Origin of the sequence: Neoaquamicrobium sediminum, from assembly GCF_040970315.1 — a bacterium.
In the GTDB taxonomy this organism is placed as follows: Bacteria; Pseudomonadota; Alphaproteobacteria; order Rhizobiales; family Rhizobiaceae; genus Aerobium; species Aerobium sediminum.
On sequence record NZ_JAZHFV010000003.1, the window covers coordinates 1 to 17093 of the forward strand.

Below are 17093 nucleotides of genomic sequence, written 5' to 3' on the forward strand. Positions count from 1 at the left end.
TGGTTATGCCTGGCGACAACGTGACGGTCGACGTGACGCTGATCGTGCCGATCGCGATGGAAGAGAAGCTGCGCTTCGCCATCCGCGAAGGCGGCCGCACGGTTGGTGCCGGCATCGTCGCCGCTATCACGGAATAAGAAGATCAACAGGGTCTGTCGCGGGCGCGGTTGTTGCCCGCGCCCGCGGAAGACTTGAAGGAATTGACTAGATGAACGGGCAAAACATCCGCATCCGCCTCAAAGCGTTTGACCATCGCGTACTTGATGCGTCGACGCGCGAGATCGTATCGACGGCGAAACGCACCGGGGCCAACGTTCGCGGGCCCATCCCGCTGCCGACGCGGATCGAGAAATTCACGGTGAACCGCTCGCCGCACATCGACAAGAAGAGCCGCGAGCAGTTCGAGATGCGCACGCATAAGCGCCTCCTGGACATCGTAGACCCGACCCCGCAGACCGTCGACGCTCTTATGAAGCTCGACCTGGCAGCCGGCGTCGACGTCGAGATCAAGCTCTAGGGGCTTAAACATGAGCCGGCCGGGTTCGCCCGAAAGGCTCCTCTGAGAAACAAGAGGCTGGAGGGGCTGGTCCCCGACAGGGAACTCTGAAGGAAGACAACCGATGCGTTCAGGTGTTATCGCACAGAAAATCGGGATGACGCGCGTCTACAACGACGCTGGTGAGCATGTGCCGGTCACGGTTCTCCGCATGGAGAACTGCCAGGTCGTTGCTCAGCGTACCCAGGAAAAGAACGGCTATACGGCGCTGCAGCTCGGCGTCGGGCTTGCCAAGGTGAAGAATACGACGAAGGCGATGCGCGGCCATTTCGCGACTGCTTCCGTCGAGCCGAAGGCCAAGCTCGCGGAGTTCCGCGTGTCGCCGGACAACCTGATCGACGTCGGTTCGGAGATCACTGTCGAGCACTTCGTCGCCGGCCAGAAGGTCGACGTGACGGGCACCTCGATCGGTAAGGGTTTCCAGGGCGTCATGAAGCGCCACAACTTCGGTGGTGGCCGCGCGACCCACGGTAACTCGGTCTCGCACCGCTCGCACGGCTCGACCGGTCAGCGCCAGGACCCGGGCAAGGTGTTCAAGGGCAAGAAGATGGCCGGTCACATGGGTGCCACCCGCGTGACGACGCAGAACGTCGAGGTCGTTTCGACCGACGCCGATCGCGGCCTGATCCTGATCCGCGGCGCGGTTCCGGGTTCCAAGGGCGCCTGGATCATGGTTCGCGACGCCGTGAAGGCACCGCTTCCGGACAATGCTCCGAAGCCGGGCGCCGTCCGCGCCGCCAAGAAGGTAGATGCTCCGGCGGCGGAAGCTGCTCCGGCGGCTGAGGGAGCCGAATGATGGATATCAAGATCACCACTCTTTCCGGCAAGGCTGCCGGCGAGGTGAAGCTCTCCGACGAGATCTTCGGCCTCGATCCGCGTGAGGACATCCTCCAGCGCGTCATTCGCTGGCAGCTAGCCAAGAAGCAGCAGGGCACGCACAAGGCCAAGGGCCGTGCGGAGATCTCTCGCACCGGCGCCAAGATGTACAAGCAGAAGGGTACGGGCCGCGCCCGTCACCACTCCGCTCGTGCTCCGCAGTTCCGTGGCGGTGGCAAGGCGCACGGCCCGGTCGTTCGCAGCCACGAGCACGATCTGCCGAAGAAGGTCCGCGCGCTTGGCCTGCGCCACGCGCTGTCGGCCAAGGCGAAGGCTTCGAACCTGATCGTCGTCGACGAGCTGGCGCTGAAGGATCCCAAGACGAAGGCTCTGGTGGCGGATTTCGCCAAGCTGGGGCTGACCAACGCGCTGGTGATCGGCGGTGCCGAGCTCGACCAGAACTTCAAGCGCGCTGCGTCGAACATTCCCAACATCGACGTGCTGCCGATCCAGGGCATCAACGTCTACGACATTCTGCGCCGCGGCACGCTCGTGCTGTCGAAGGCCGCAGTCGAGGCTCTGGAGGAGCGGTTCAAATGACTGATCTTCGCCACTATGACGTGATCGTCTCGCCGGCGATCACCGAGAAGTCGACCATGGCTTCCGAGTACAACCAGGTGGTCTTCAACGTTGCCCGCAAGGCGACGAAGCCGGAGATCAAGGCGGCTGTCGAGGCGCTGTTCGGCGTCAAGGTCACCGCTGTCAATACGCTCCTGCGCAAGGGCAAGGTGAAGCGGTTCCGCGGCACCATCGGGCGCCAGAGCGACGTCAAGAAAGCCGTCGTGACGCTGGCTGAAGGCCAGTCGATCGACGTCGCGACCGGACTGTAAGGACGGAACGATGGCACTGAAGAAATTCAATCCGATTACGCCGAGCACGCGCCAGCTCGTGATCGTCGACCGTTCGGGTCTTTACAAGGGCAAGCCGGTGAAGGGTCTGACCGAAGGTCTGACCAAGAACGGCGGTCGCAACAATACCGGTCGCGTCACCAGCCGCTTCATCGGCGGCGGTCACAAGCGCACCTACCGCATCATCGACTTCAAGCGTCGCAAGTTCGACGTCGGCGGCACGGTGGAGCGTCTGGAGTACGATCCGAACCGCACCGCCTTCATCGCGCTGATCAAGTACGATGACGGTGAGCTCGCCTACATCCTGGCGCCGCAGCGCCTGGCTGCCGGCGACCGCGTCGTGGCCGGTGAGAGCGTCGACGTGAAGCCGGGCAACGCGATGCCGCTGGGTGCGATGCCGGTCGGCACGATTGTCCACAACGTCGAGCTGAAGCCCGGCAAGGGCGGCCAGATTGCCCGTTCGGCCGGTGCTTACGTCCAGCTCGTCGGTCGCGACCAGGGCATGGCGATCCTGCGCCTCAACTCGGGCGAGCAGCGCATCGTGTCCGGTGCGTGCCTGGCCACTGTCGGTGCCGTGTCCAACCCGGACCACGGCAACATCAACGACGGCAAGGCAGGTCGTACCCGTTGGCGCGGCAAGCGTCCGCACAATCGCGGCGTGACCATGAACCCGGTCGACCATCCGCACGGCGGTGGTGAAGGCCGCACATCCGGCGGCCGGCACCCGGTGACCCCGTGGGGCAAGCCGACCAAGGGCAAGAGAACGCGGTCCAACAAGGCGACCGACAAGTTCATCATGCGCTCGCGCCACCAGCGCAAGAGCTAAGGAAAGGTAGTCAGACGTGACCCGTTCAGTTTGGAAAGGCCCGTTCGTCGACGGCTATCTGCTCAAGAAGGCGGATAAGGTTCGCGAGGGTGGCCGTAACGAGGTGATCAAGATGTGGAGCCGTCGCTCCACCATCCTGCCGCAGTTCGTCGGCCTCACCTTCGGTGTTTACAACGGCCAGAAGCACGTCCCGGTCAATGTGACCGAGGAGATGGTTGGCCACAAGTTCGGTGAGTTCTCGCCTACCCGTACCTATTACGGCCACGGCGCGGACAAGAAGGCAAAGAGGAAGTAACGATGGGCAAGGCCAAAGCTCCGCGCAGGCTCGCCGACAACGAGGCGCGCGCCGTACTGCGCACGATCCGCGTCAGCCCGCAGAAGCTGAACCTCGTTGCCGCGCTGATCCGTGGCAAGAAGGTCGGCACTGCGCTCGCCGATCTCGAGTTCTCCCGCAAGCGCATCGCCGGCACCGTCAAGAAGACGCTGGAGTCCGCGATCGCGAATGCCGAGAACAATCACGATCTCGATGTCGACGCACTGGTCGTCGCCGAGGCCTATGTCGGCAAGTCGATCACCATGAAGCGCTTCCATGCCCGCGGGCGTGGCCGTGCGAGCCGGATCGAAAAGCCGTTCTCGCACCTCACCATCGTGGTGCGCGAAGTTGAAGAGAAAGTGGAGGCCGCCTGATGGGCCAGAAAATCAACCCGATCGGTCTGCGTCTCGGCATCAACCGCACCTGGGATTCGCGCTGGTACGCGAACACCGGCGAGTACGGCAAGCTGCTGCATGAGGATCTGAAGATCCGCGAGTACCTCGAGAAGGAACTCAAGCAGGCCGCGGTGTCGAAGATCGTGATCGAGCGCCCGCACAAGAAGTGCCGCGTGACCATTCACGCCGCGCGTCCGGGTCTCATCATCGGCAAGAAGGGCGCCGACATCGAGAAGCTGCGCCGCAAGCTGACCGAGATGACGAAGGCTGAAACGCACCTCAACATCGTCGAGGTTCGCAAGCCTGAGATCGACGCCAAGCTGGTCGCTCAGTCGATCGCCCAGCAGCTCGAGCGCCGCGTCGCGTTCCGCCGTGCCATGAAGCGCGCCGTTCAGTCGGCCATGCGCCTTGGCGCCGAAGGTATCCGCATCAACTGCGCGGGTCGCCTGGGCGGTGCGGAAATCGCACGCATGGAGTGGTACCGCGAAGGCCGCGTGCCGCTGCATACGCTGCGCGCCGACGTCGACTACGGCACCGCCGAAGCACAGACGGCCTACGGCATCTGTGGCGTCAAGGTGTGGGTGTTCAAGGGCGAGATCCTCGAGCACGACCCGATGGCGTCCGAGCGCAAGGCAATCGAGGCCGACAGCCACGGTGGTGGTCCGCGTCGCCGCGAAAACGCCTGAGAAGCATAGGGATTTTGGAGAAGAACGATGCTGCAGCCAAAGCGCACAAAGTTCCGCAAGCAGTTCAAGGGCCGTATTCACGGCGCTGCCAAGGGTGGCACCGACCTGAACTTCGGCGGCTTCGGCCTTAAGGCGCTCGAGCCCAACCGGGTCACCGCGCGTGAGATCGAGGCGGCTCGCCGCGCGATCACCCGCCAGATGAAGCGTCAGGGTCGCGTCTGGATCCGGGTGTTCCCGGATCTGCCGGTCACCTCGAAGCCGACCGAAGTCCGCATGGGTAAGGGCAAGGGCTCCGTCGATTATTGGGCGGCGCGCGTCAAGCCGGGCCGCGTCATGTTCGAGATCGACGGCGTGTCCGAGGAGATCGCCCGCGAGGCGCTGCGTCTCGGCGCTGCCAAGCTTTCGGTGCGCACGCGCTTCGTGCAGCGCATCGCAGAATAGGAAGGGCCACGAGATGAAAGCCTCCGACGTGAGGGCCAAGACCCTCGACGAGCTGAACGACGAACTGGGTTCGCTGAAGAAGGAGCAGTTTAACCTGCGCTTCCAGAAGGCCACAGGTCAGCTCGAGAAAACCGCGCGCGTCAAGCAGGTCCGCAAGGACATCGCGCGCATCAAGACGATTGCGGCGGAAAAGTCCGCCGCCAAGAAGGCTTAAGGACGAAGAAAATGCCGAAGCGCATCATGCAGGGCACTGTCGTCAGCGACAAGAACGACAAGACCGTTGTCGTCAGGATCGAGCGCCGCTTCACCCATCCGGTGATGAAGAAGACGGTTCGTCAGACCAAGCGCTACAAGGCGCATGACGAGAGCAACGCCTGCAAGGTGGGCGACTTCGTCTTCATCCAGGAGGCGGCTCCGATCTCCAAGGACAAGCGCTGGGTCGTGATTCAGAACCAGACGCAGGAACAGGCGGCGAAAGCCGAGTAACAACGAATTTTGGACAAGCCGGGCAGGGCGCCGCGAGCGCACTGCCGGAAATGAAGAAGAAGGCGGCCAGTCATGATTCAGATGCAAACAAACCTCGACGTCGCGGATAATTCCGGCGCGCGTCGTGTCATGTGCATCAAGGTGCTGGGCGGCTCGAAGCGGAAGTATGCCTCGGTCGGCGACATCATCGTCGTTTCGGTCAAGGAAGCCATTCCGCGCGGCCGCGTTAAGAAGGGTGATGTGATGAAGGCGGTCGTGGTTCGCACGGCCAAGGACATCCGTCGTTCGGACGGCAGCGTGATCCGTTTCGACAAGAACGCGGCCGTTCTCGTCGACAACAAGAAAGAGCCGATCGGCACCCGTATCTTCGGACCGGTTCCGCGCGAACTCCGCGCCAAGAGCCACATGAAGATCATCTCGCTCGCGCCTGAAGTGCTCTAAGGAGGCCGGTGAAATGCAGAAGATTCGCAAGGGCGACAACGTCGTCGTACTCGCCGGCAAGGACAAGGGCCGCACCGGTGAGGTGCTGCGCGTCATGCCCAAGGACGACAAGGCGCTGGTGCGCGGCGTCAACATGATCGTGCGCCATCAGCGGCAGTCGCAGACCCAGGAAGGTGGGCTCATCCGCAAGGAAGCGCCGATTCACCTGTCCAACATCGCAGTTGCCGATCCCAAGGACGGCAAGACGCCGACACGCGTCGGTTTCGAGGTCCGCGACGGCAAGAAAGTGCGCGTCGCGAAGCGCTCGGGAGAAGTCATCAATGGCTAATCAGTACGAACCGCGGATGAAGGCGCTTTACCGCGACCAGATCCGCAAGGCTCTCCAGGAGCAGTTCAACTACGACAACGAGATGCAGATCCCGCGTCTCGACAAGATCGTCATCAACATGGGTGTCGGCGAAGCCACGGCGGATTCCAAGAAGCCGTCGGTCGCCGCCGAGGACCTTGCCCAGATCGCCGGCCAGAAGGCTGTCGTGACCAAGGCGCGCAACTCGATCGCCGGCTTCAAGGTTCGCGAGAACATGCCGATCGGCGCCAAGGTTACGCTCCGCAAGGACCGCATGTACGACTTCGTGGATCGCCTGGTCACGATCGCGCTGCCGCGCGTGCGCGACTTCCGCGGTCTCAACGCGAAGAGCTTCGATGGCCGCGGCAACTTTGCCATGGGCATCAAGGAACACATCGTGTTCCCCGAGATCAACTACGACAAGGTCGACCAGATCTGGGGAATGGACATCATCGTTTGTACGACCGCCAAGACGGACGACGAGGCCCGGGCTCTGCTCAAGGCCTTGAACTTCCCCTTCCGGCAGTAACGGCAGCGAACAAAGGAACCTGAAATGGCAAAGACCAGCTCAGTCGAGAAGAACGAGAAGCGCCGCAAGCTCGTCAAGCAGTACGCCGCGAAGCGCGCGGAGCTCAAGGCGATCATCATGGATCAGGACAAGCCGATCGAGGAGCGCTTCCGTGCGCAGCTCAAGCTTGCTGCCCTGCCGCGCAACTCGGCAAAGAACCGTATCCGCAATCGCTGCGAAGTGACCGGCCGCCCGCGCGCCTATTACCGCAAGCTCAAGATGAGCCGCGTTGCGCTGCGCGAACTCGGCAACAACGGCCTGGTTCCCGGCCTCGTCAAGTCCAGCTGGTAAGGAGGACATCAAATGTCCATGAGTGATCCTCTCGGCGATATGCTGACCCGCATCCGCAACGCCTATGGCCGTCGCAAGAACAAGGTGACGACGCCGGCATCCAGCCTGCGCGCACGTGTTCTCGAAGTGCTGAAGTCCGAAGGCTACATCCGGGACTACGCCAAGGTCGACTACGACAATGGCAAGTCGGAGCTGGAGATCGAGCTGAAGTACTACGAAGGCACCCCGGTGATCCGCGAGATCGCCCGCGTCTCCAAGCCTGGTCGCCGCGTCTACGTGTCGGTCAAGTCGATCCCGTCGGTCGCCAACGGCCTCGGTATCTCGATCCTGTCGACGCCCAAGGGCGTGATGGCAGACCATCAGGCGCGCGAGCAGAATGTCGGCGGTGAAGTGCTCTGCCAGATCTTCTGATCGGGCCGGCTGACTGAAGAACAAGAAGGACGAGGACAGCAACATGTCTCGTATTGGAAAGAAACCGGTCGCTGTTCCGCAGGGCGTCACCGCCAGCGTCGACGGCCAGACCGTTACCGCCAAGGGCCCCAAGGGCGAGCTCAAGTTCGTCGTCAACGACGAAGTTCTGGTGAAGCTGGACGACGGCGCGATTGCCGTCGAGCCGCGCGACCAGAGCAAGGACGCCCGCTCCAAGTGGGGCATGTCGCGCACGCAGATCGAGAACATCGTGACCGGCGTGAAGGAAGGTTTCGAGCGCAGGCTCGAGATCACCGGCGTCGGCTACCGTGCCGCGATGCAGGGCAAGAACCTGCAGCTTGCTCTTGGCTTCAGCCACGACGTGGTCTATGAGGCGCCCGAAGGCGTGACGATCTCCGTGCCGAAGCCGACCGAAATCGTGGTCAACGGCATCGACAAGCAGGTCGTCGGCCAGGTTGCCGCGGAGATCCGCAAGTATCGCGGTCCCGAGCCCTACAAGGGCAAGGGTGTCCGTTATGCCGGCGAGCGCATCGTCCGCAAGGAAGGCAAGAAGAAGTAAGAACTGCAACGCCACGGGGTGTGGTCGCGGGAAGCCCAGCTTACCGCATATGGCCAGCCCCGTTTTACAAGGCAAGGAATCAGGCCATGGCCTCCAAGGAATCCATCCAGCGCCGCGCCCAGCGCGTGCGTCGTCAGTTGAAGAAGGTTGCCGGCGAGCGTCCGCGCCTGTCGGTCTACCGTTCTTCGAAGAACATCTACGCCCAGGTTATCGACGATTCGAAGGGCCACACGCTGGCTTCCGCGTCGACGCTGGAGAAGGACCTCAAGGGTTCGCTCAAGACGGGCGCGGACGCTGCCGCTGCTGCTGCAGTCGGCAAGCTGCTTGCCGAGCGCGCCGCCAAGGCCGGTGTAAAGGAAGTCGTGTTCGATCGCGGACCTTACATCTATCACGGCCGCGTCAAGGCACTCGCCGACGCTGCTCGCGAAGGCGGCCTCAGCTTCTAAATTCGCCGCCGCCCGCGCATGACGTCGTGGCGGCATTTCCCATCAACCGTGCTACCGGAAAAGAATAAGGATCAGGGCAATGGCACAGGAACGTAGGGACGGCGGTCGCGATCGCCGTGACCGTGAAGAGCGCGACAGCGAATTTGTCGACAAGCTCGTTCATATCAATCGCGTCGCCAAGGTGGTGAAGGGTGGTCGTCGCTTCGGCTTCGCCGCGCTCGTCGTCGTCGGCGATCAGAAGGGCCGCGTCGGCTTCGGCCACGGCAAGGCCCGTGAAGTGCCGGAGGCCATCCGCAAGGCTACCGAAAGCGCCAAGCGCGACATGATCTTCGTGCCGCTTCGCTCGGCCCGTACGCTGCATCACGACGTCGAGGGCCGCCACGGTGCGGGTCGCGTCCTGCTGCGCGCCGCCAAGGCCGGTACCGGCATCATCGCAGGCGGCCCGATGCGCGCTGTCTTCGAGACGCTGGGCGTGCATGACGTCGTTGCCAAGTCGATGGGTTCGTCGAACCCGTACAACATGGTGCGCGCCACCTTCGATGCGCTGAAGAGCCAGATGCATCCGAAGGACATCGCTGCGCAGCGCGGCATCAAGTATTCGGCCCTGCAGGCGCGCCGTGGCGCCGCCGCGACGGCTGAAGAATAGGGCAGGGATTTGCGATCATGGCCAAGAAACAGGGCAAGACGCTGACGGTCGAACAGATCGGCAGCCCAATCCGCCGCCCGGTCGAACAGCGCGCGACGCTGATCGGCCTGGGTCTCAACAAGATGCATCGTCGCTCGACGCTGGAGGACACTCCCTCCGTGCGCGGCATGATTGCGAAGGTGCAGCATCTCGTCCGCGTCGTGGACGAGGCATAGCACCGCAGGAGCGCTAACGATGAAACTCAACGAATTGCGTGATCGCGACGGCGCCACGAAGTCCCGCAAGCGCGTGGGCCGTGGCATCGGCTCCGGTTCCGGCAAGACCGGCGGCCGCGGCGTCAAGGGTCAGAAGTCCCGCTCGGGCGTGTCAATCAACGGCTTTGAGGGTGGCCAGATGCCGCTCTACCGCCGTCTGCCGAAGCGTGGCTTCAAGAACATCTTCGGCAAGGACTATAACGAAGTCTCGCTCGGCCGCATTCAGGCGGCGATCGACGCCAAGAAGCTTGACGCCAAGGAGACCGTGACGGTCGAGGCGCTCGTCAAGGCCGGTGTCGTCCGCCGCGCTAAGGATGGCGTGCGCCTGCTGGGTGGCGGCGAGCTGAAGACGAAAGTCAACTTCGACATCGCCGGTGCTTCCAAGCCGGCGCTCGAACAGGTTGAGAAGGCCGGGGGATCGGTGAAGCTGCCAGAAGCAGCCGCAGCCGAGTAACGGGCTTCCACGAGGCGGCGGCCTGCCCATGCTACAGCCCGGTTGAAAACCATCAATCGGACGAAAGCATGAGCAGGCCGCCGCTTGCATCTTTGCCGGCCGGAGCCTATCTCGTGGCTTCGGCGACACGCGGTTCGCGCTGGCGAATACCCTCGCGTGACGAAGCGGAGAATTTTCCATGGCATCGGCAGCGGAACAGCTAGCTTCAAACCTCAACTTTGCGGCCTTCGCGAAGGCCGAGGACCTAAAGAAGCGCATCTGGTTTACGCTGGGCGCACTTCTGGTCTACCGACTCGGCACCTACATTCCGCTGCCCGGCATCAATCCTGATTCGTTCGCCCAGGCCTTCCAGCAGCAGTCGGGCGGCGTGCTCGGCATGTTCAACATGTTTGCCGGCGGCGCCGTCGAGCGCATGGCGATCTTCGCGCTGGGCATCATGCCCTACATCTCCGCATCCATCATCATGCAGCTCATGACGTCGGTCGTGCCGACGCTCGAGCAACTGAAGAAGGAAGGCGAGCAGGGCCGCAAGATCATCAACCAGTACACCCGCTACGGCACGGTGCTGCTTGCCACCGTGCAGGCCTACGGCATCGCCGTGGGGCTGGAGAGTGGCGCCAACATCGTGACGGATCCGGGCTGGTTCTTCCGCGCATCCGCGGTCATCACGCTCGTCGGCGGCACCATGTTCCTGATGTGGCTCGGCGAGCAGATCACCGCGCGCGGCATCGGCAACGGTATTTCCCTGATCATCTTCGCCGGCATCGTCGCGGGCCTCCCGTCTGCGCTCAGCGGTACGCTCGAGCTCGGCCGCACCGGCGCGCTATCGACCGGCCTGATCCTGGCGATCCTGGTGCTCGCGCTTGTCCTGATCGCGGTGATCGTGTTCTTCGAGCGCGCGCAACGCCGTCTTCTGATCCAGTATCCGAAGCGCCAGGTCGGCAACCGCATGTTCCAGGGCGATACCTCGCACCTGCCGCTGAAGCTCAACACTGCCGGCGTCATACCTGCGATCTTCGCGTCGTCGCTGCTTCTGCTGCCCGCGACACTCGCTGGCTTCTCAGACACGACGGCGCTGCCCGCATGGGCCAATTCGGTGCTGGCGACGCTCGGCCACGGTCAGCCGCTCTACATGTTCCTCTACGGCGCGATGATCGTCTTCTTCGCGTTCTTCTACACCGCCATCGTCTTCAATCCGAAGGACACGGCCGACCAGCTCAAGAAGCATTCCGGCTTCATTCCGGGCTACCGGCCCGGTGAGCGTACGGCCGAATATATCGACTACGTTCTGACGCGCATCACGGCCGTCGGTGCGCTCTATCTCGTGATCGTCTGCCTTATCCCCGAATTCCTCATCTCGGCGACTGGCGTCCCGTTCTACCTTGGCGGCACCTCGCTGCTCATCGTGGTGAGCGTCACGCTCGACACTGTCGCGCAGGTTCAGGGTCATCTGATCGCGCATCAGTATGAGGGGCTGATCAAGAAGTCTAAGCTGCGTGGAGGAAAGAGGGGACGATGAGGCTTATTCTGCTCGGGCCGCCGGGAGCGGGGAAGGGGACGCAGGCCCAGAGGCTTGTCGAGAAACACGGCATACCGCAGCTTTCGACGGGGGACATGCTGCGCGCGGCCGTTGCCAACGGCACCGAGGTCGGCAAGCGCGCGAAAGCCGTGATGGATGCCGGTGAGCTTGTCTCTGACGACATCGTCAACGCGATCGTGGCCGAGCGTATCGATCAGCCCGACTGTGCCGATGGCTTCATACTGGACGGCTATCCGCGCACGCTTGCGCAGGCTGACGCCGTCGAGGCGATGCTGGCCAAGCGCAACCTGAAGCTGGATGTCGCCATCGAGCTCGTTGTCGACGACAAGGCCCTTGTCGGCCGGATCGTCAAGCGCGCCGAGGACGCAAAGGCCGCTGGCCAGCCGGTACGCAAGGACGACAACCCCGAGGTGTTCGACGAGCGGCTGCGCGAGTACTACAAGAAGACCGCGCCGCTCATCGGCTACTACTACGCCAAGGGGCTGCTGAAGGGTGTCGACGGCATGGCCGACATCGATGCGGTAACCCGTCAGATCGACACGTTGCTCGATCAGAAGGCGCTTGCCGCGCAATAATCCCGCCAGGTGTTGACTGTCGCCGCTTTCTGGACTAAAGCGGCCCGTCTTCCATCCAGGCACGGTGCCGCCGGTCCTTCCGGACCGCGCGGTCGCTTTGATGAGAAATCCCCGCAAGGGCCGGCCTCCACCGGACGCGGGAAAACAAGAACGCGCCGGTTCGACGTGAACGTCGGCCGACCTACATGGAGAAGAGAATGGCCCGTATAGCAGGCGTCAATATCCCGACCAACAAGCGCGTCGTCATCGCGCTGCAGTATATCCACGGCATCGGCGCGAAGTTCGCTTCGGAAATCGTCGAGAAGGTCGGCATCCCGGCCGATCGCCGCGTCAACCAGCTCACCGACGCTGAGGTGCTGCAGATCCGCGAAGCCATCGACCGCGACTACCAGGTCGAGGGTGACCTGCGCCGCGAAGTATCGATGAACATCAAGCGCCTGATGGATCTCGGCTGCTACCGCGGCCTGCGCCATCGTCGTTCGCTGCCGGTCCGCGGCCAGCGCACGCACACTAACGCCCGTACCCGCAAGGGCCCGGCAAAGGCGATTGCTGGTAAGAAGAAGTAATTCGAGGGGTAGGCAAGCCGGCACGGCTTAGCGATTTCGGATGGCGGCCAGCCGCTTTCCTTATCCTCCGTGCCTATTGTCCTACTGCCATCGAGGTGTAGCCGCTGGCACTACGGCGGCGTTGATATCAACTGGAAGGAAACTACATGGCCAAGGAAGCCGGGCGTATTCGCCGTCGCGAACGCAAGAACATCTCGTCGGGCGTTGCGCACGTCAACTCGACGTTCAACAACACGATGATCACCATCACCGATGCGCAGGGCAATGCGATTGCCTGGTCGTCGGCGGGTGCGCAGGGCTTCAAGGGGTCGCGCAAGTCGACGCCGTTCGCCGCTCAGGTTGCTGCCGAGGACGTCGCCAAGAAGGCGCAGGACCACGGCATGCGCATGCTTGAGGTCGAGGTCTGCGGGCCGGGTTCCGGTCGCGAGTCGGCGCTGCGTGCGCTGCAGGCCGCCGGCTTCACCATCACCTCGATCCGCGACGTCACGCCGATCCCGCACAATGGCTGCCGCCCGCGCAAGAAGCGCCGCGTCTAGGCCGAAGCAATATACCCTGACGAGTTCCACCACGGCGCTCCTCTCTCGGTTTCCAGATTTGCCCGCCACGATTGGATGGTGGCGGGAAACGGAAGGAAAACCTGAATGATCCAGAAAAACTGGCAGGAACTGATCAAGCCCAACAAGATCGAGTTCTCCTCCAAGGGCAAGACGCTCACCACGCTCGTGGCCGAGCCGCTGGAGCGTGGCTACGGCCTGACGCTCGGCAACGCGCTGCGTCGCGTGCTTCTGTCCTCGCTGCGCGGCGCTGCCGTGACGGCGGTGCAGATCGACGGCGTGCTGCACGAATTCTCCTCGATCGCCGGCGTGCGCGAGGACGTGACCGACATCGTGCTCAACATCAAGGAAATCGCCATCCGCATGGAAGGCGATGGCCCCAAGCGCATGGTCGTGCGCAAGCAGGGCCCTGGCGTCGTCACGGCAGGCGACATCCAGACCGTCGGCGATGTCGAGATCCTGAACCCGGACCACGTGATCTGCACGCTCGACGAGGGCGCGGAAATCCGCATGGAGTTCACGGTCGACACCGGCAAGGGCTACGTGCCCGCCGATCGCAACCGCGCCGAGGATGCGCCGATCGGGCTCATCCCGGTCGACAGCCTCTATTCGCCGGTCAAGAAGGTCTCCTACAAGGTCGAGAACACCCGTGAGGGGCAGGTTCTCGACTATGACAAGCTGACGATGACCATCGAGACCAACGGTGCGGTCACCGGTGAGGACGCCGTGGCTTTCGCTGCGCGCATCCTTCAGGACCAGCTCGGCCTCTTCGTCAATTTCGACGAGCCGCAGAAGGAAGTTGCTTCGGAGCAGGTTACCGAGCTCGCCTTCAACCCGGCGCTGCTCAAGAAGGTCGACGAGCTGGAGCTTTCGGTCCGTTCGGCCAACTGCCTGAAGAACGACAACATCGTCTACATTGGCGACCTGATCCAGAAGACGGAAGCCGAGATGCTGCGCACGCCGAACTTCGGCCGCAAGTCGCTCAACGAGATCAAGGAAGTTCTGGCCGCCATGGGCCTTCACCTCGGAATGGAGGTGCAGGACTGGCCGCCGGAGAACATCGAAGACCTCGCAAAACGCTACGAAGATCAATACTGAGGCTCGGCCTCGGACCAAACTGAAGGAGAGGGCCAATGCGCCACGGAAAATCCGGCCGCCGGCTGAACCGTACCGTTAGCCACCGCAAGGCGCTGTTTTCGAACATGGCCGCCTCGCTGATCGAACACGAGCAGATCACCACCACGCTGCCCAAGGCCAAGGAGCTTCGCCCGATCGTGGAGAAGCTCGTCACGCTCGGCAAGCGCGGCGACCTGCACGCACGGCGTCAGGTGATCTCGGCGATCGGTTCGGACGTGCTTGCAAAGCGTCTGTTCGACACCATTGCGCCGCGCTACGCCACCCGCAACGGCGGCTACCTGCGCATCATGAAGGCGGGCTTCCGTCACGGCGACAACGCCGCGATGGCCGTGATCGAGTTCGTCGACCGCGACGTCTCGGCCAAGGGCGCCGCCGACCGCGCGCGCGTCGAAGCTGAGGAAGCCAATGGCGAGGCCGAGGCCGCGTAAGACCGGCCCCGATCTTGATTTGACGGGAAGGGGGCCTTGCGCCCCCTTTTTCGTTTATGGGGAGGTGTGGCGTGATGCCCTGCCATAAAGGCTGGCGCGTGATGGCTGTTGCAGTCGGTATCTTGGCCGCCATGCTGGGCTACGGATTCGCTGGAGGAGAGAGAACCATGCTGCGGGCCGTGGAACAGGGCGATCTCGCGCGCGTGAACGCGATGCTGGCCGCCGGTGAAGAGCTGGAGCAACGCGACCCGGCGCGCCGCACGCCGCTCCTGATTGCCACACGGCTCGACCATGTCGACATCGCGCTGGTCCTGATTGCTGCCGGCGCCGACGTCAACGCCAGGGACAACATCCGCGATACGCCGTTCCTGTATGCCGGCGCCGAGGGTCGTAATAAAATTCTCCGTGCGATTCTAGCCTCGGGCCGCGCGGATATGGCGAGCACCAACCGCTACGGCGGCACCGCGCTGATCCCGGCGGCCCATCACGGGCACCCGGAAACGGTGCGCATCCTGCTGGCTACCGACATCGACATAGACCACGTGAACCGTCTCGGCTGGACTGCGCTCATGGAGGCGGTGATCCTTGGCGACGGCGGGGCTGTTTACCAGGAGATCGTCGGAGAACTGGTCCGCGCCGGAGCGCGGGACATTCCTGACAATGATGGCGTTTCGGCTCTGGAGCATGCGAGACGTCGCGGCTACACGGAAATAGCAGAGCTGATCGCGTCGGCTGGTTGACGCAACGCGCGGCCCCGGCCTTCCAATTTGCACAATCATTCGCACAATGTGCTCGCCTGCCACTGAAGGGAGTCGTCATGCACCGAGCCTCACCGCTGTCCACCGTGTTCGCCGCAATTGCCATCTGCGTCTTGAGCGCTCCCGCCTTGGCGCAGGATGCCGGCGGCAAGGGTCTGGCGGATGCGTTGAGCGATCTTCTGCGCGGCGGCGAGACGCAGGTGCCCGCCCGTCGGGTGCCGTTTGGCCAGCAGGAGATGCAGCTTTCCTTTGCCCCGCTCGTCAAGGCGACCGCGCCCGCAGTCGTCAATGTCTATGCCTCACAACAGGTCTCGGTGCGCTCGCCATTCGCGGGCGATCCCTTCTTCGAGCAGTTTTTTGGGCGGCAGCAGATGCCGCCGCGCGTCCAGTCCTCGCTTGGGTCGGGGGTGCTGGTCGATCCGTCCGGCTACGTCGTGACGAACAACCACGTCATCAGCAACGCGGACGAGGTGCGCGTCGCGATGTCCGATGGGCGCGAATTCACCAGCAGTATCCTGCTCAAGGATGAATCGCTGGATCTTGCAATTCTCAAGATCGATGCGCCGGAGCCTTTCCCGATCGCGCCGCTGGGCGATTCCGACGCGCTGGAGGTCGGCGATCTTGTGCTGGCCATCGGCAACCCATTCGGGGTTGGCCAGACCACGACGAGCGGCATCGTCTCGGCGCTCGCGCGCACCCACATCGGCGTCAACGATTTCGGTTTCTTCATCCAGACGGATGCGGCCATCAATCCCGGCAATTCCGGCGGAGCGCTGGTCAACATGCGCGGCGAGGTGATCGGCATTAACACCGCCATCTACAGTCAGTCGGGCGGCTCGATCGGCATCGGCTTCGCCATCCCTGCCAATATCGTCCGTGCGGTCGTGGATGCCGCCAAAAACGGCCTCGACTATTTCGAGCGACCGTTTGTCGGCGCCACCTTCGAAAACGTCACGGCCCAGATGGCAGAGGCGCTTGGCATGGCCAGTCCGACCGGAGCCTTGGTCAAGTCGGTGGCACAGGGCGGACCGGCGGAAAACGCCGGCCTCAAGCCCGGCGACGTGGTTCTGGCAATGAATGGTGCGTCGATCGAGCACCCCGACGCGCTTGGCTACAGGCTCGCAACGCAGGCCATCGGCAGCGTGGCAACGCTCGACGTGCTCAGCCAGGGAAGCGAGCGGGAAGTGGAAATCGAGCTGATCCGCGCGCCAGAAGGCCAATCGACGGCTGAGATCATAATCGACGGGCGCAGCCCGTTTGCCGGCGCGAAGGTGGCCGAGCTTTCGCCACGTCTCGTCCAGAGGCTCGGCATCCGCGGTCAGGCACGCGGCAAGGGGGTGGCCATTGTCGAAGTCGATCGCAATTCGCCTGCCGCAAGGTTCGGTTTCCGTCCGCGCGACATCGTGCGCGAGGTCAATGGCGAGGAAATCGATACGCCGGAGAAGCTGCGTGACGTCGCAATGAGCAATTCGCGCTGGTGGCGCTTTACCGTCGAGCGCGACGGCCGCGTCACCAACCAGATCCTACGATACTAGGGTAGGTCGGCTATGTCGCGTCCTTACGTTGCCCCCCTCTGGCCTGCCGGCCATCTCCCCCACGAGGGGGGAGATCGGCTGTCGCGGCGGCTTTCGCCATTCGTCGCAGGAAAGGCGCCGGCCGAAATGAAGGCTGATC

Annotated in this window: 30 protein-coding genes; all 30 read left to right on the top strand. The window is 63.3% G+C overall.

Annotation, left to right across the window (positions count from 1 at the left end):
- A partial coding sequence (locus V1479_RS10445; protein ID WP_497831761.1) for an EF-Tu C-terminal domain-related protein occupies positions 1–137 on the top strand: 137 nt, incomplete at its 5' end.
- A 71-nt stretch (positions 138–208) separates the two neighbouring features.
- Positions 209–517, top strand: coding sequence for a 30S ribosomal protein S10 (gene rpsJ / locus V1479_RS10450; RefSeq protein ID WP_007066362.1), 309 nt, complete (start codon positions 209–211; stop codon positions 515–517).
- A gap of 103 nt (positions 518–620) precedes the next feature.
- Positions 621–1352, top strand: coding sequence for a 50S ribosomal protein L3 (gene rplC, locus V1479_RS10455; RefSeq protein WP_173190974.1), 732 nt, complete (start codon positions 621–623; stop codon positions 1350–1352).
- Entirely contained in the window at positions 1352–1972 is a 621-nt protein-coding gene (gene rplD / locus V1479_RS10460; RefSeq protein WP_173193493.1) for a 50S ribosomal protein L4, read from the top strand. Before rplC ends, rplD begins: the two co-directional genes overlap by 1 nt.
- Positions 1969–2262 (top strand): 50S ribosomal protein L23, encoded by a 294-nt coding sequence (locus tag V1479_RS10465; protein ID WP_173190976.1) that lies wholly within the window; start codon positions 1969–1971, stop codon positions 2260–2262. Before rplD ends, V1479_RS10465 begins: the two co-directional genes overlap by 4 nt.
- A gap of 10 nt (positions 2263–2272) precedes the next feature.
- A complete protein-coding gene (gene rplB, locus V1479_RS10470) occupies positions 2273–3106 on the top strand; it encodes a 50S ribosomal protein L2 (protein ID WP_368802866.1) in 834 nt (277 codons plus the stop codon).
- Between the two features lie 16 nt (positions 3107–3122).
- The gene (gene rpsS / locus V1479_RS10475; protein WP_173190978.1) at positions 3123–3401 is read left to right on the top strand and encodes a 30S ribosomal protein S19; all 279 of its coding nucleotides are present in this window, start codon (positions 3123–3125) and stop codon (positions 3399–3401) included.
- Positions 3402–3403: 2 nt separating this feature from the next.
- Positions 3404–3793 (top strand): 50S ribosomal protein L22, encoded by a 390-nt coding sequence (gene rplV / locus V1479_RS10480; protein WP_173190981.1) that lies wholly within the window; start codon positions 3404–3406, stop codon positions 3791–3793.
- A complete protein-coding gene (gene rpsC, locus V1479_RS10485; RefSeq protein WP_173190983.1) occupies positions 3793–4500 on the top strand; it encodes a 30S ribosomal protein S3 in 708 nt (235 codons plus the stop codon). Before rplV ends, rpsC begins: the two co-directional genes overlap by 1 nt.
- A 27-nt stretch (positions 4501–4527) precedes the next feature.
- A complete protein-coding gene (gene rplP / locus V1479_RS10490) occupies positions 4528–4941 on the top strand; it encodes a 50S ribosomal protein L16 (protein ID WP_148913241.1) in 414 nt (137 codons plus the stop codon).
- A gap of 13 nt (positions 4942–4954) precedes the next feature.
- Positions 4955–5155 (top strand): 50S ribosomal protein L29, encoded by a 201-nt coding sequence (gene rpmC, locus V1479_RS10495; protein WP_173190985.1) that lies wholly within the window; start codon positions 4955–4957, stop codon positions 5153–5155.
- 11 nt (positions 5156–5166) lie between these two features.
- A complete protein-coding gene (gene rpsQ / locus V1479_RS10500; RefSeq protein WP_173190987.1) occupies positions 5167–5427 on the top strand; it encodes a 30S ribosomal protein S17 in 261 nt (86 codons plus the stop codon).
- A 72-nt stretch (positions 5428–5499) separates the two neighbouring features.
- Positions 5500–5868 (top strand): 50S ribosomal protein L14, encoded by a 369-nt coding sequence (rplN, locus tag V1479_RS10505; protein ID WP_173190989.1) that lies wholly within the window; start codon positions 5500–5502, stop codon positions 5866–5868.
- Positions 5869–5881: 13 nt separating this feature from the next.
- A complete protein-coding gene (gene rplX, locus V1479_RS10510) occupies positions 5882–6196 on the top strand; it encodes a 50S ribosomal protein L24 (RefSeq protein WP_173190991.1) in 315 nt (104 codons plus the stop codon).
- Positions 6189–6743, top strand: a complete 555-nt coding sequence (rplE, locus tag V1479_RS10515) for a 50S ribosomal protein L5 (protein WP_173190992.1) — start codon at positions 6189–6191, stop codon at positions 6741–6743. Before rplX ends, rplE begins: the two co-directional genes overlap by 8 nt.
- A 24-nt stretch (positions 6744–6767) precedes the next feature.
- Positions 6768–7073: a 30S ribosomal protein S14 gene (rpsN, locus tag V1479_RS10520; RefSeq protein WP_173191000.1), complete on the top strand. Its 306-nt coding sequence runs from the start codon at positions 6768–6770 to the stop codon at positions 7071–7073.
- 12 nt (positions 7074–7085) lie between these two features.
- The gene (rpsH, locus tag V1479_RS10525; protein ID WP_173191002.1) at positions 7086–7484 is read left to right on the top strand and encodes a 30S ribosomal protein S8; all 399 of its coding nucleotides are present in this window, start codon (positions 7086–7088) and stop codon (positions 7482–7484) included.
- 43 nt (positions 7485–7527) lie between these two features.
- Complete coding sequence (rplF, locus tag V1479_RS10530) at positions 7528–8061, top strand: 50S ribosomal protein L6 (RefSeq protein WP_173191004.1); 534 nt, start codon at positions 7528–7530, stop codon at positions 8059–8061.
- An 86-nt stretch (positions 8062–8147) separates the two neighbouring features.
- Complete coding sequence (rplR, locus tag V1479_RS10535) at positions 8148–8507, top strand: 50S ribosomal protein L18 (protein ID WP_173191006.1); 360 nt, start codon at positions 8148–8150, stop codon at positions 8505–8507.
- A 79-nt stretch (positions 8508–8586) separates the two neighbouring features.
- Positions 8587–9153 carry a 30S ribosomal protein S5 gene (gene rpsE, locus V1479_RS10540; RefSeq protein WP_173191008.1) on the top strand — a complete coding sequence of 189 codons (567 nt, stop codon included), beginning with the start codon at positions 8587–8589 and terminating at the stop codon, positions 9151–9153.
- Between the two features lie 17 nt (positions 9154–9170).
- Positions 9171–9368: a 50S ribosomal protein L30 gene (gene rpmD, locus V1479_RS10545; RefSeq protein WP_173191010.1), complete on the top strand. Its 198-nt coding sequence runs from the start codon at positions 9171–9173 to the stop codon at positions 9366–9368.
- A 19-nt stretch (positions 9369–9387) separates the two neighbouring features.
- Complete coding sequence (gene rplO, locus V1479_RS10550) at positions 9388–9861, top strand: 50S ribosomal protein L15 (RefSeq protein WP_368802867.1); 474 nt, start codon at positions 9388–9390, stop codon at positions 9859–9861.
- Positions 9862–10039: 178 nt separating this feature from the next.
- On the top strand, positions 10040–11380 hold the full coding sequence (secY, locus tag V1479_RS10555; protein WP_173191014.1) for a preprotein translocase subunit SecY: 1341 nt from the start codon (positions 10040–10042) through the stop codon (positions 11378–11380).
- Positions 11377–11976, top strand: a complete 600-nt coding sequence (locus V1479_RS10560) for an adenylate kinase (protein WP_368802868.1) — start codon at positions 11377–11379, stop codon at positions 11974–11976. Before secY ends, V1479_RS10560 begins: the two co-directional genes overlap by 4 nt.
- Before the next feature lie 197 nt (positions 11977–12173).
- Positions 12174–12542, top strand: a complete 369-nt coding sequence (gene rpsM / locus V1479_RS10565; protein ID WP_173191018.1) for a 30S ribosomal protein S13 — start codon at positions 12174–12176, stop codon at positions 12540–12542.
- Between the two features lie 146 nt (positions 12543–12688).
- Positions 12689–13078: a 30S ribosomal protein S11 gene (gene rpsK / locus V1479_RS10570; protein WP_173191020.1), complete on the top strand. Its 390-nt coding sequence runs from the start codon at positions 12689–12691 to the stop codon at positions 13076–13078.
- Between the two features lie 105 nt (positions 13079–13183).
- On the top strand, positions 13184–14194 hold the full coding sequence (locus V1479_RS10575) for a DNA-directed RNA polymerase subunit alpha (protein ID WP_173191022.1): 1011 nt from the start codon (positions 13184–13186) through the stop codon (positions 14192–14194).
- Between the two features lie 35 nt (positions 14195–14229).
- Positions 14230–14661 carry a 50S ribosomal protein L17 gene (gene rplQ, locus V1479_RS10580; protein ID WP_173191024.1) on the top strand — a complete coding sequence of 144 codons (432 nt, stop codon included), beginning with the start codon at positions 14230–14232 and terminating at the stop codon, positions 14659–14661.
- A gap of 131 nt (positions 14662–14792) precedes the next feature.
- On the top strand, positions 14793–15401 hold the full coding sequence (locus V1479_RS10585) for an ankyrin repeat domain-containing protein (RefSeq protein WP_368803275.1): 609 nt from the start codon (positions 14793–14795) through the stop codon (positions 15399–15401).
- A 77-nt stretch (positions 15402–15478) separates the two neighbouring features.
- Entirely contained in the window at positions 15479–16954 is a 1476-nt protein-coding gene (locus V1479_RS10590) for a DegQ family serine endoprotease (RefSeq protein ID WP_368802869.1), read from the top strand.
- Positions 16955–17093: the final 139 nt, after the last annotated feature.

Coding starts and splice junctions, on each gene's coding strand:
- rpsJ (WP_007066362.1), top strand. CDS start 209: ATGAACGGGCAAAACATCCGCATCCGCCTCAAAGCGTTTGACCATCGC.
- rplC (WP_173190974.1), top strand. CDS start 621: ATGCGTTCAGGTGTTATCGCACAGAAAATCGGGATGACGCGCGTCTAC.
- rplD (WP_173193493.1), top strand. CDS start 1,352: ATGGATATCAAGATCACCACTCTTTCCGGCAAGGCTGCCGGCGAGGTG.
- V1479_RS10465 (WP_173190976.1), top strand. CDS start 1,969: ATGACTGATCTTCGCCACTATGACGTGATCGTCTCGCCGGCGATCACC.
- rplB (WP_368802866.1), top strand. CDS start 2,273: ATGGCACTGAAGAAATTCAATCCGATTACGCCGAGCACGCGCCAGCTC.
- rplV (WP_173190981.1), top strand. CDS start 3,404: ATGGGCAAGGCCAAAGCTCCGCGCAGGCTCGCCGACAACGAGGCGCGC.
- rpsC (WP_173190983.1), top strand. CDS start 3,793: ATGGGCCAGAAAATCAACCCGATCGGTCTGCGTCTCGGCATCAACCGC.
- rplP (WP_148913241.1), top strand. CDS start 4,528: ATGCTGCAGCCAAAGCGCACAAAGTTCCGCAAGCAGTTCAAGGGCCGT.
- rpmC (WP_173190985.1), top strand. CDS start 4,955: ATGAAAGCCTCCGACGTGAGGGCCAAGACCCTCGACGAGCTGAACGAC.
- rpsQ (WP_173190987.1), top strand. CDS start 5,167: ATGCCGAAGCGCATCATGCAGGGCACTGTCGTCAGCGACAAGAACGAC.
- rplN (WP_173190989.1), top strand. CDS start 5,500: ATGATTCAGATGCAAACAAACCTCGACGTCGCGGATAATTCCGGCGCG.
- rplX (WP_173190991.1), top strand. CDS start 5,882: ATGCAGAAGATTCGCAAGGGCGACAACGTCGTCGTACTCGCCGGCAAG.
- rplE (WP_173190992.1), top strand. CDS start 6,189: ATGGCTAATCAGTACGAACCGCGGATGAAGGCGCTTTACCGCGACCAG.
- rpsN (WP_173191000.1), top strand. CDS start 6,768: ATGGCAAAGACCAGCTCAGTCGAGAAGAACGAGAAGCGCCGCAAGCTC.
- rpsH (WP_173191002.1), top strand. CDS start 7,086: ATGTCCATGAGTGATCCTCTCGGCGATATGCTGACCCGCATCCGCAAC.
- rplF (WP_173191004.1), top strand. CDS start 7,528: ATGTCTCGTATTGGAAAGAAACCGGTCGCTGTTCCGCAGGGCGTCACC.
- rplR (WP_173191006.1), top strand. CDS start 8,148: ATGGCCTCCAAGGAATCCATCCAGCGCCGCGCCCAGCGCGTGCGTCGT.
- rpsE (WP_173191008.1), top strand. CDS start 8,587: ATGGCACAGGAACGTAGGGACGGCGGTCGCGATCGCCGTGACCGTGAA.
- rpmD (WP_173191010.1), top strand. CDS start 9,171: ATGGCCAAGAAACAGGGCAAGACGCTGACGGTCGAACAGATCGGCAGC.
- rplO (WP_368802867.1), top strand. CDS start 9,388: ATGAAACTCAACGAATTGCGTGATCGCGACGGCGCCACGAAGTCCCGC.
- secY (WP_173191014.1), top strand. CDS start 10,040: ATGGCATCGGCAGCGGAACAGCTAGCTTCAAACCTCAACTTTGCGGCC.
- V1479_RS10560 (WP_368802868.1), top strand. CDS start 11,377: ATGAGGCTTATTCTGCTCGGGCCGCCGGGAGCGGGGAAGGGGACGCAG.
- rpsM (WP_173191018.1), top strand. CDS start 12,174: ATGGCCCGTATAGCAGGCGTCAATATCCCGACCAACAAGCGCGTCGTC.
- rpsK (WP_173191020.1), top strand. CDS start 12,689: ATGGCCAAGGAAGCCGGGCGTATTCGCCGTCGCGAACGCAAGAACATC.
- V1479_RS10575 (WP_173191022.1), top strand. CDS start 13,184: ATGATCCAGAAAAACTGGCAGGAACTGATCAAGCCCAACAAGATCGAG.
- rplQ (WP_173191024.1), top strand. CDS start 14,230: ATGCGCCACGGAAAATCCGGCCGCCGGCTGAACCGTACCGTTAGCCAC.
- V1479_RS10585 (WP_368803275.1), top strand. CDS start 14,793: ATGCTGGGCTACGGATTCGCTGGAGGAGAGAGAACCATGCTGCGGGCC.
- V1479_RS10590 (WP_368802869.1), top strand. CDS start 15,479: ATGCACCGAGCCTCACCGCTGTCCACCGTGTTCGCCGCAATTGCCATC.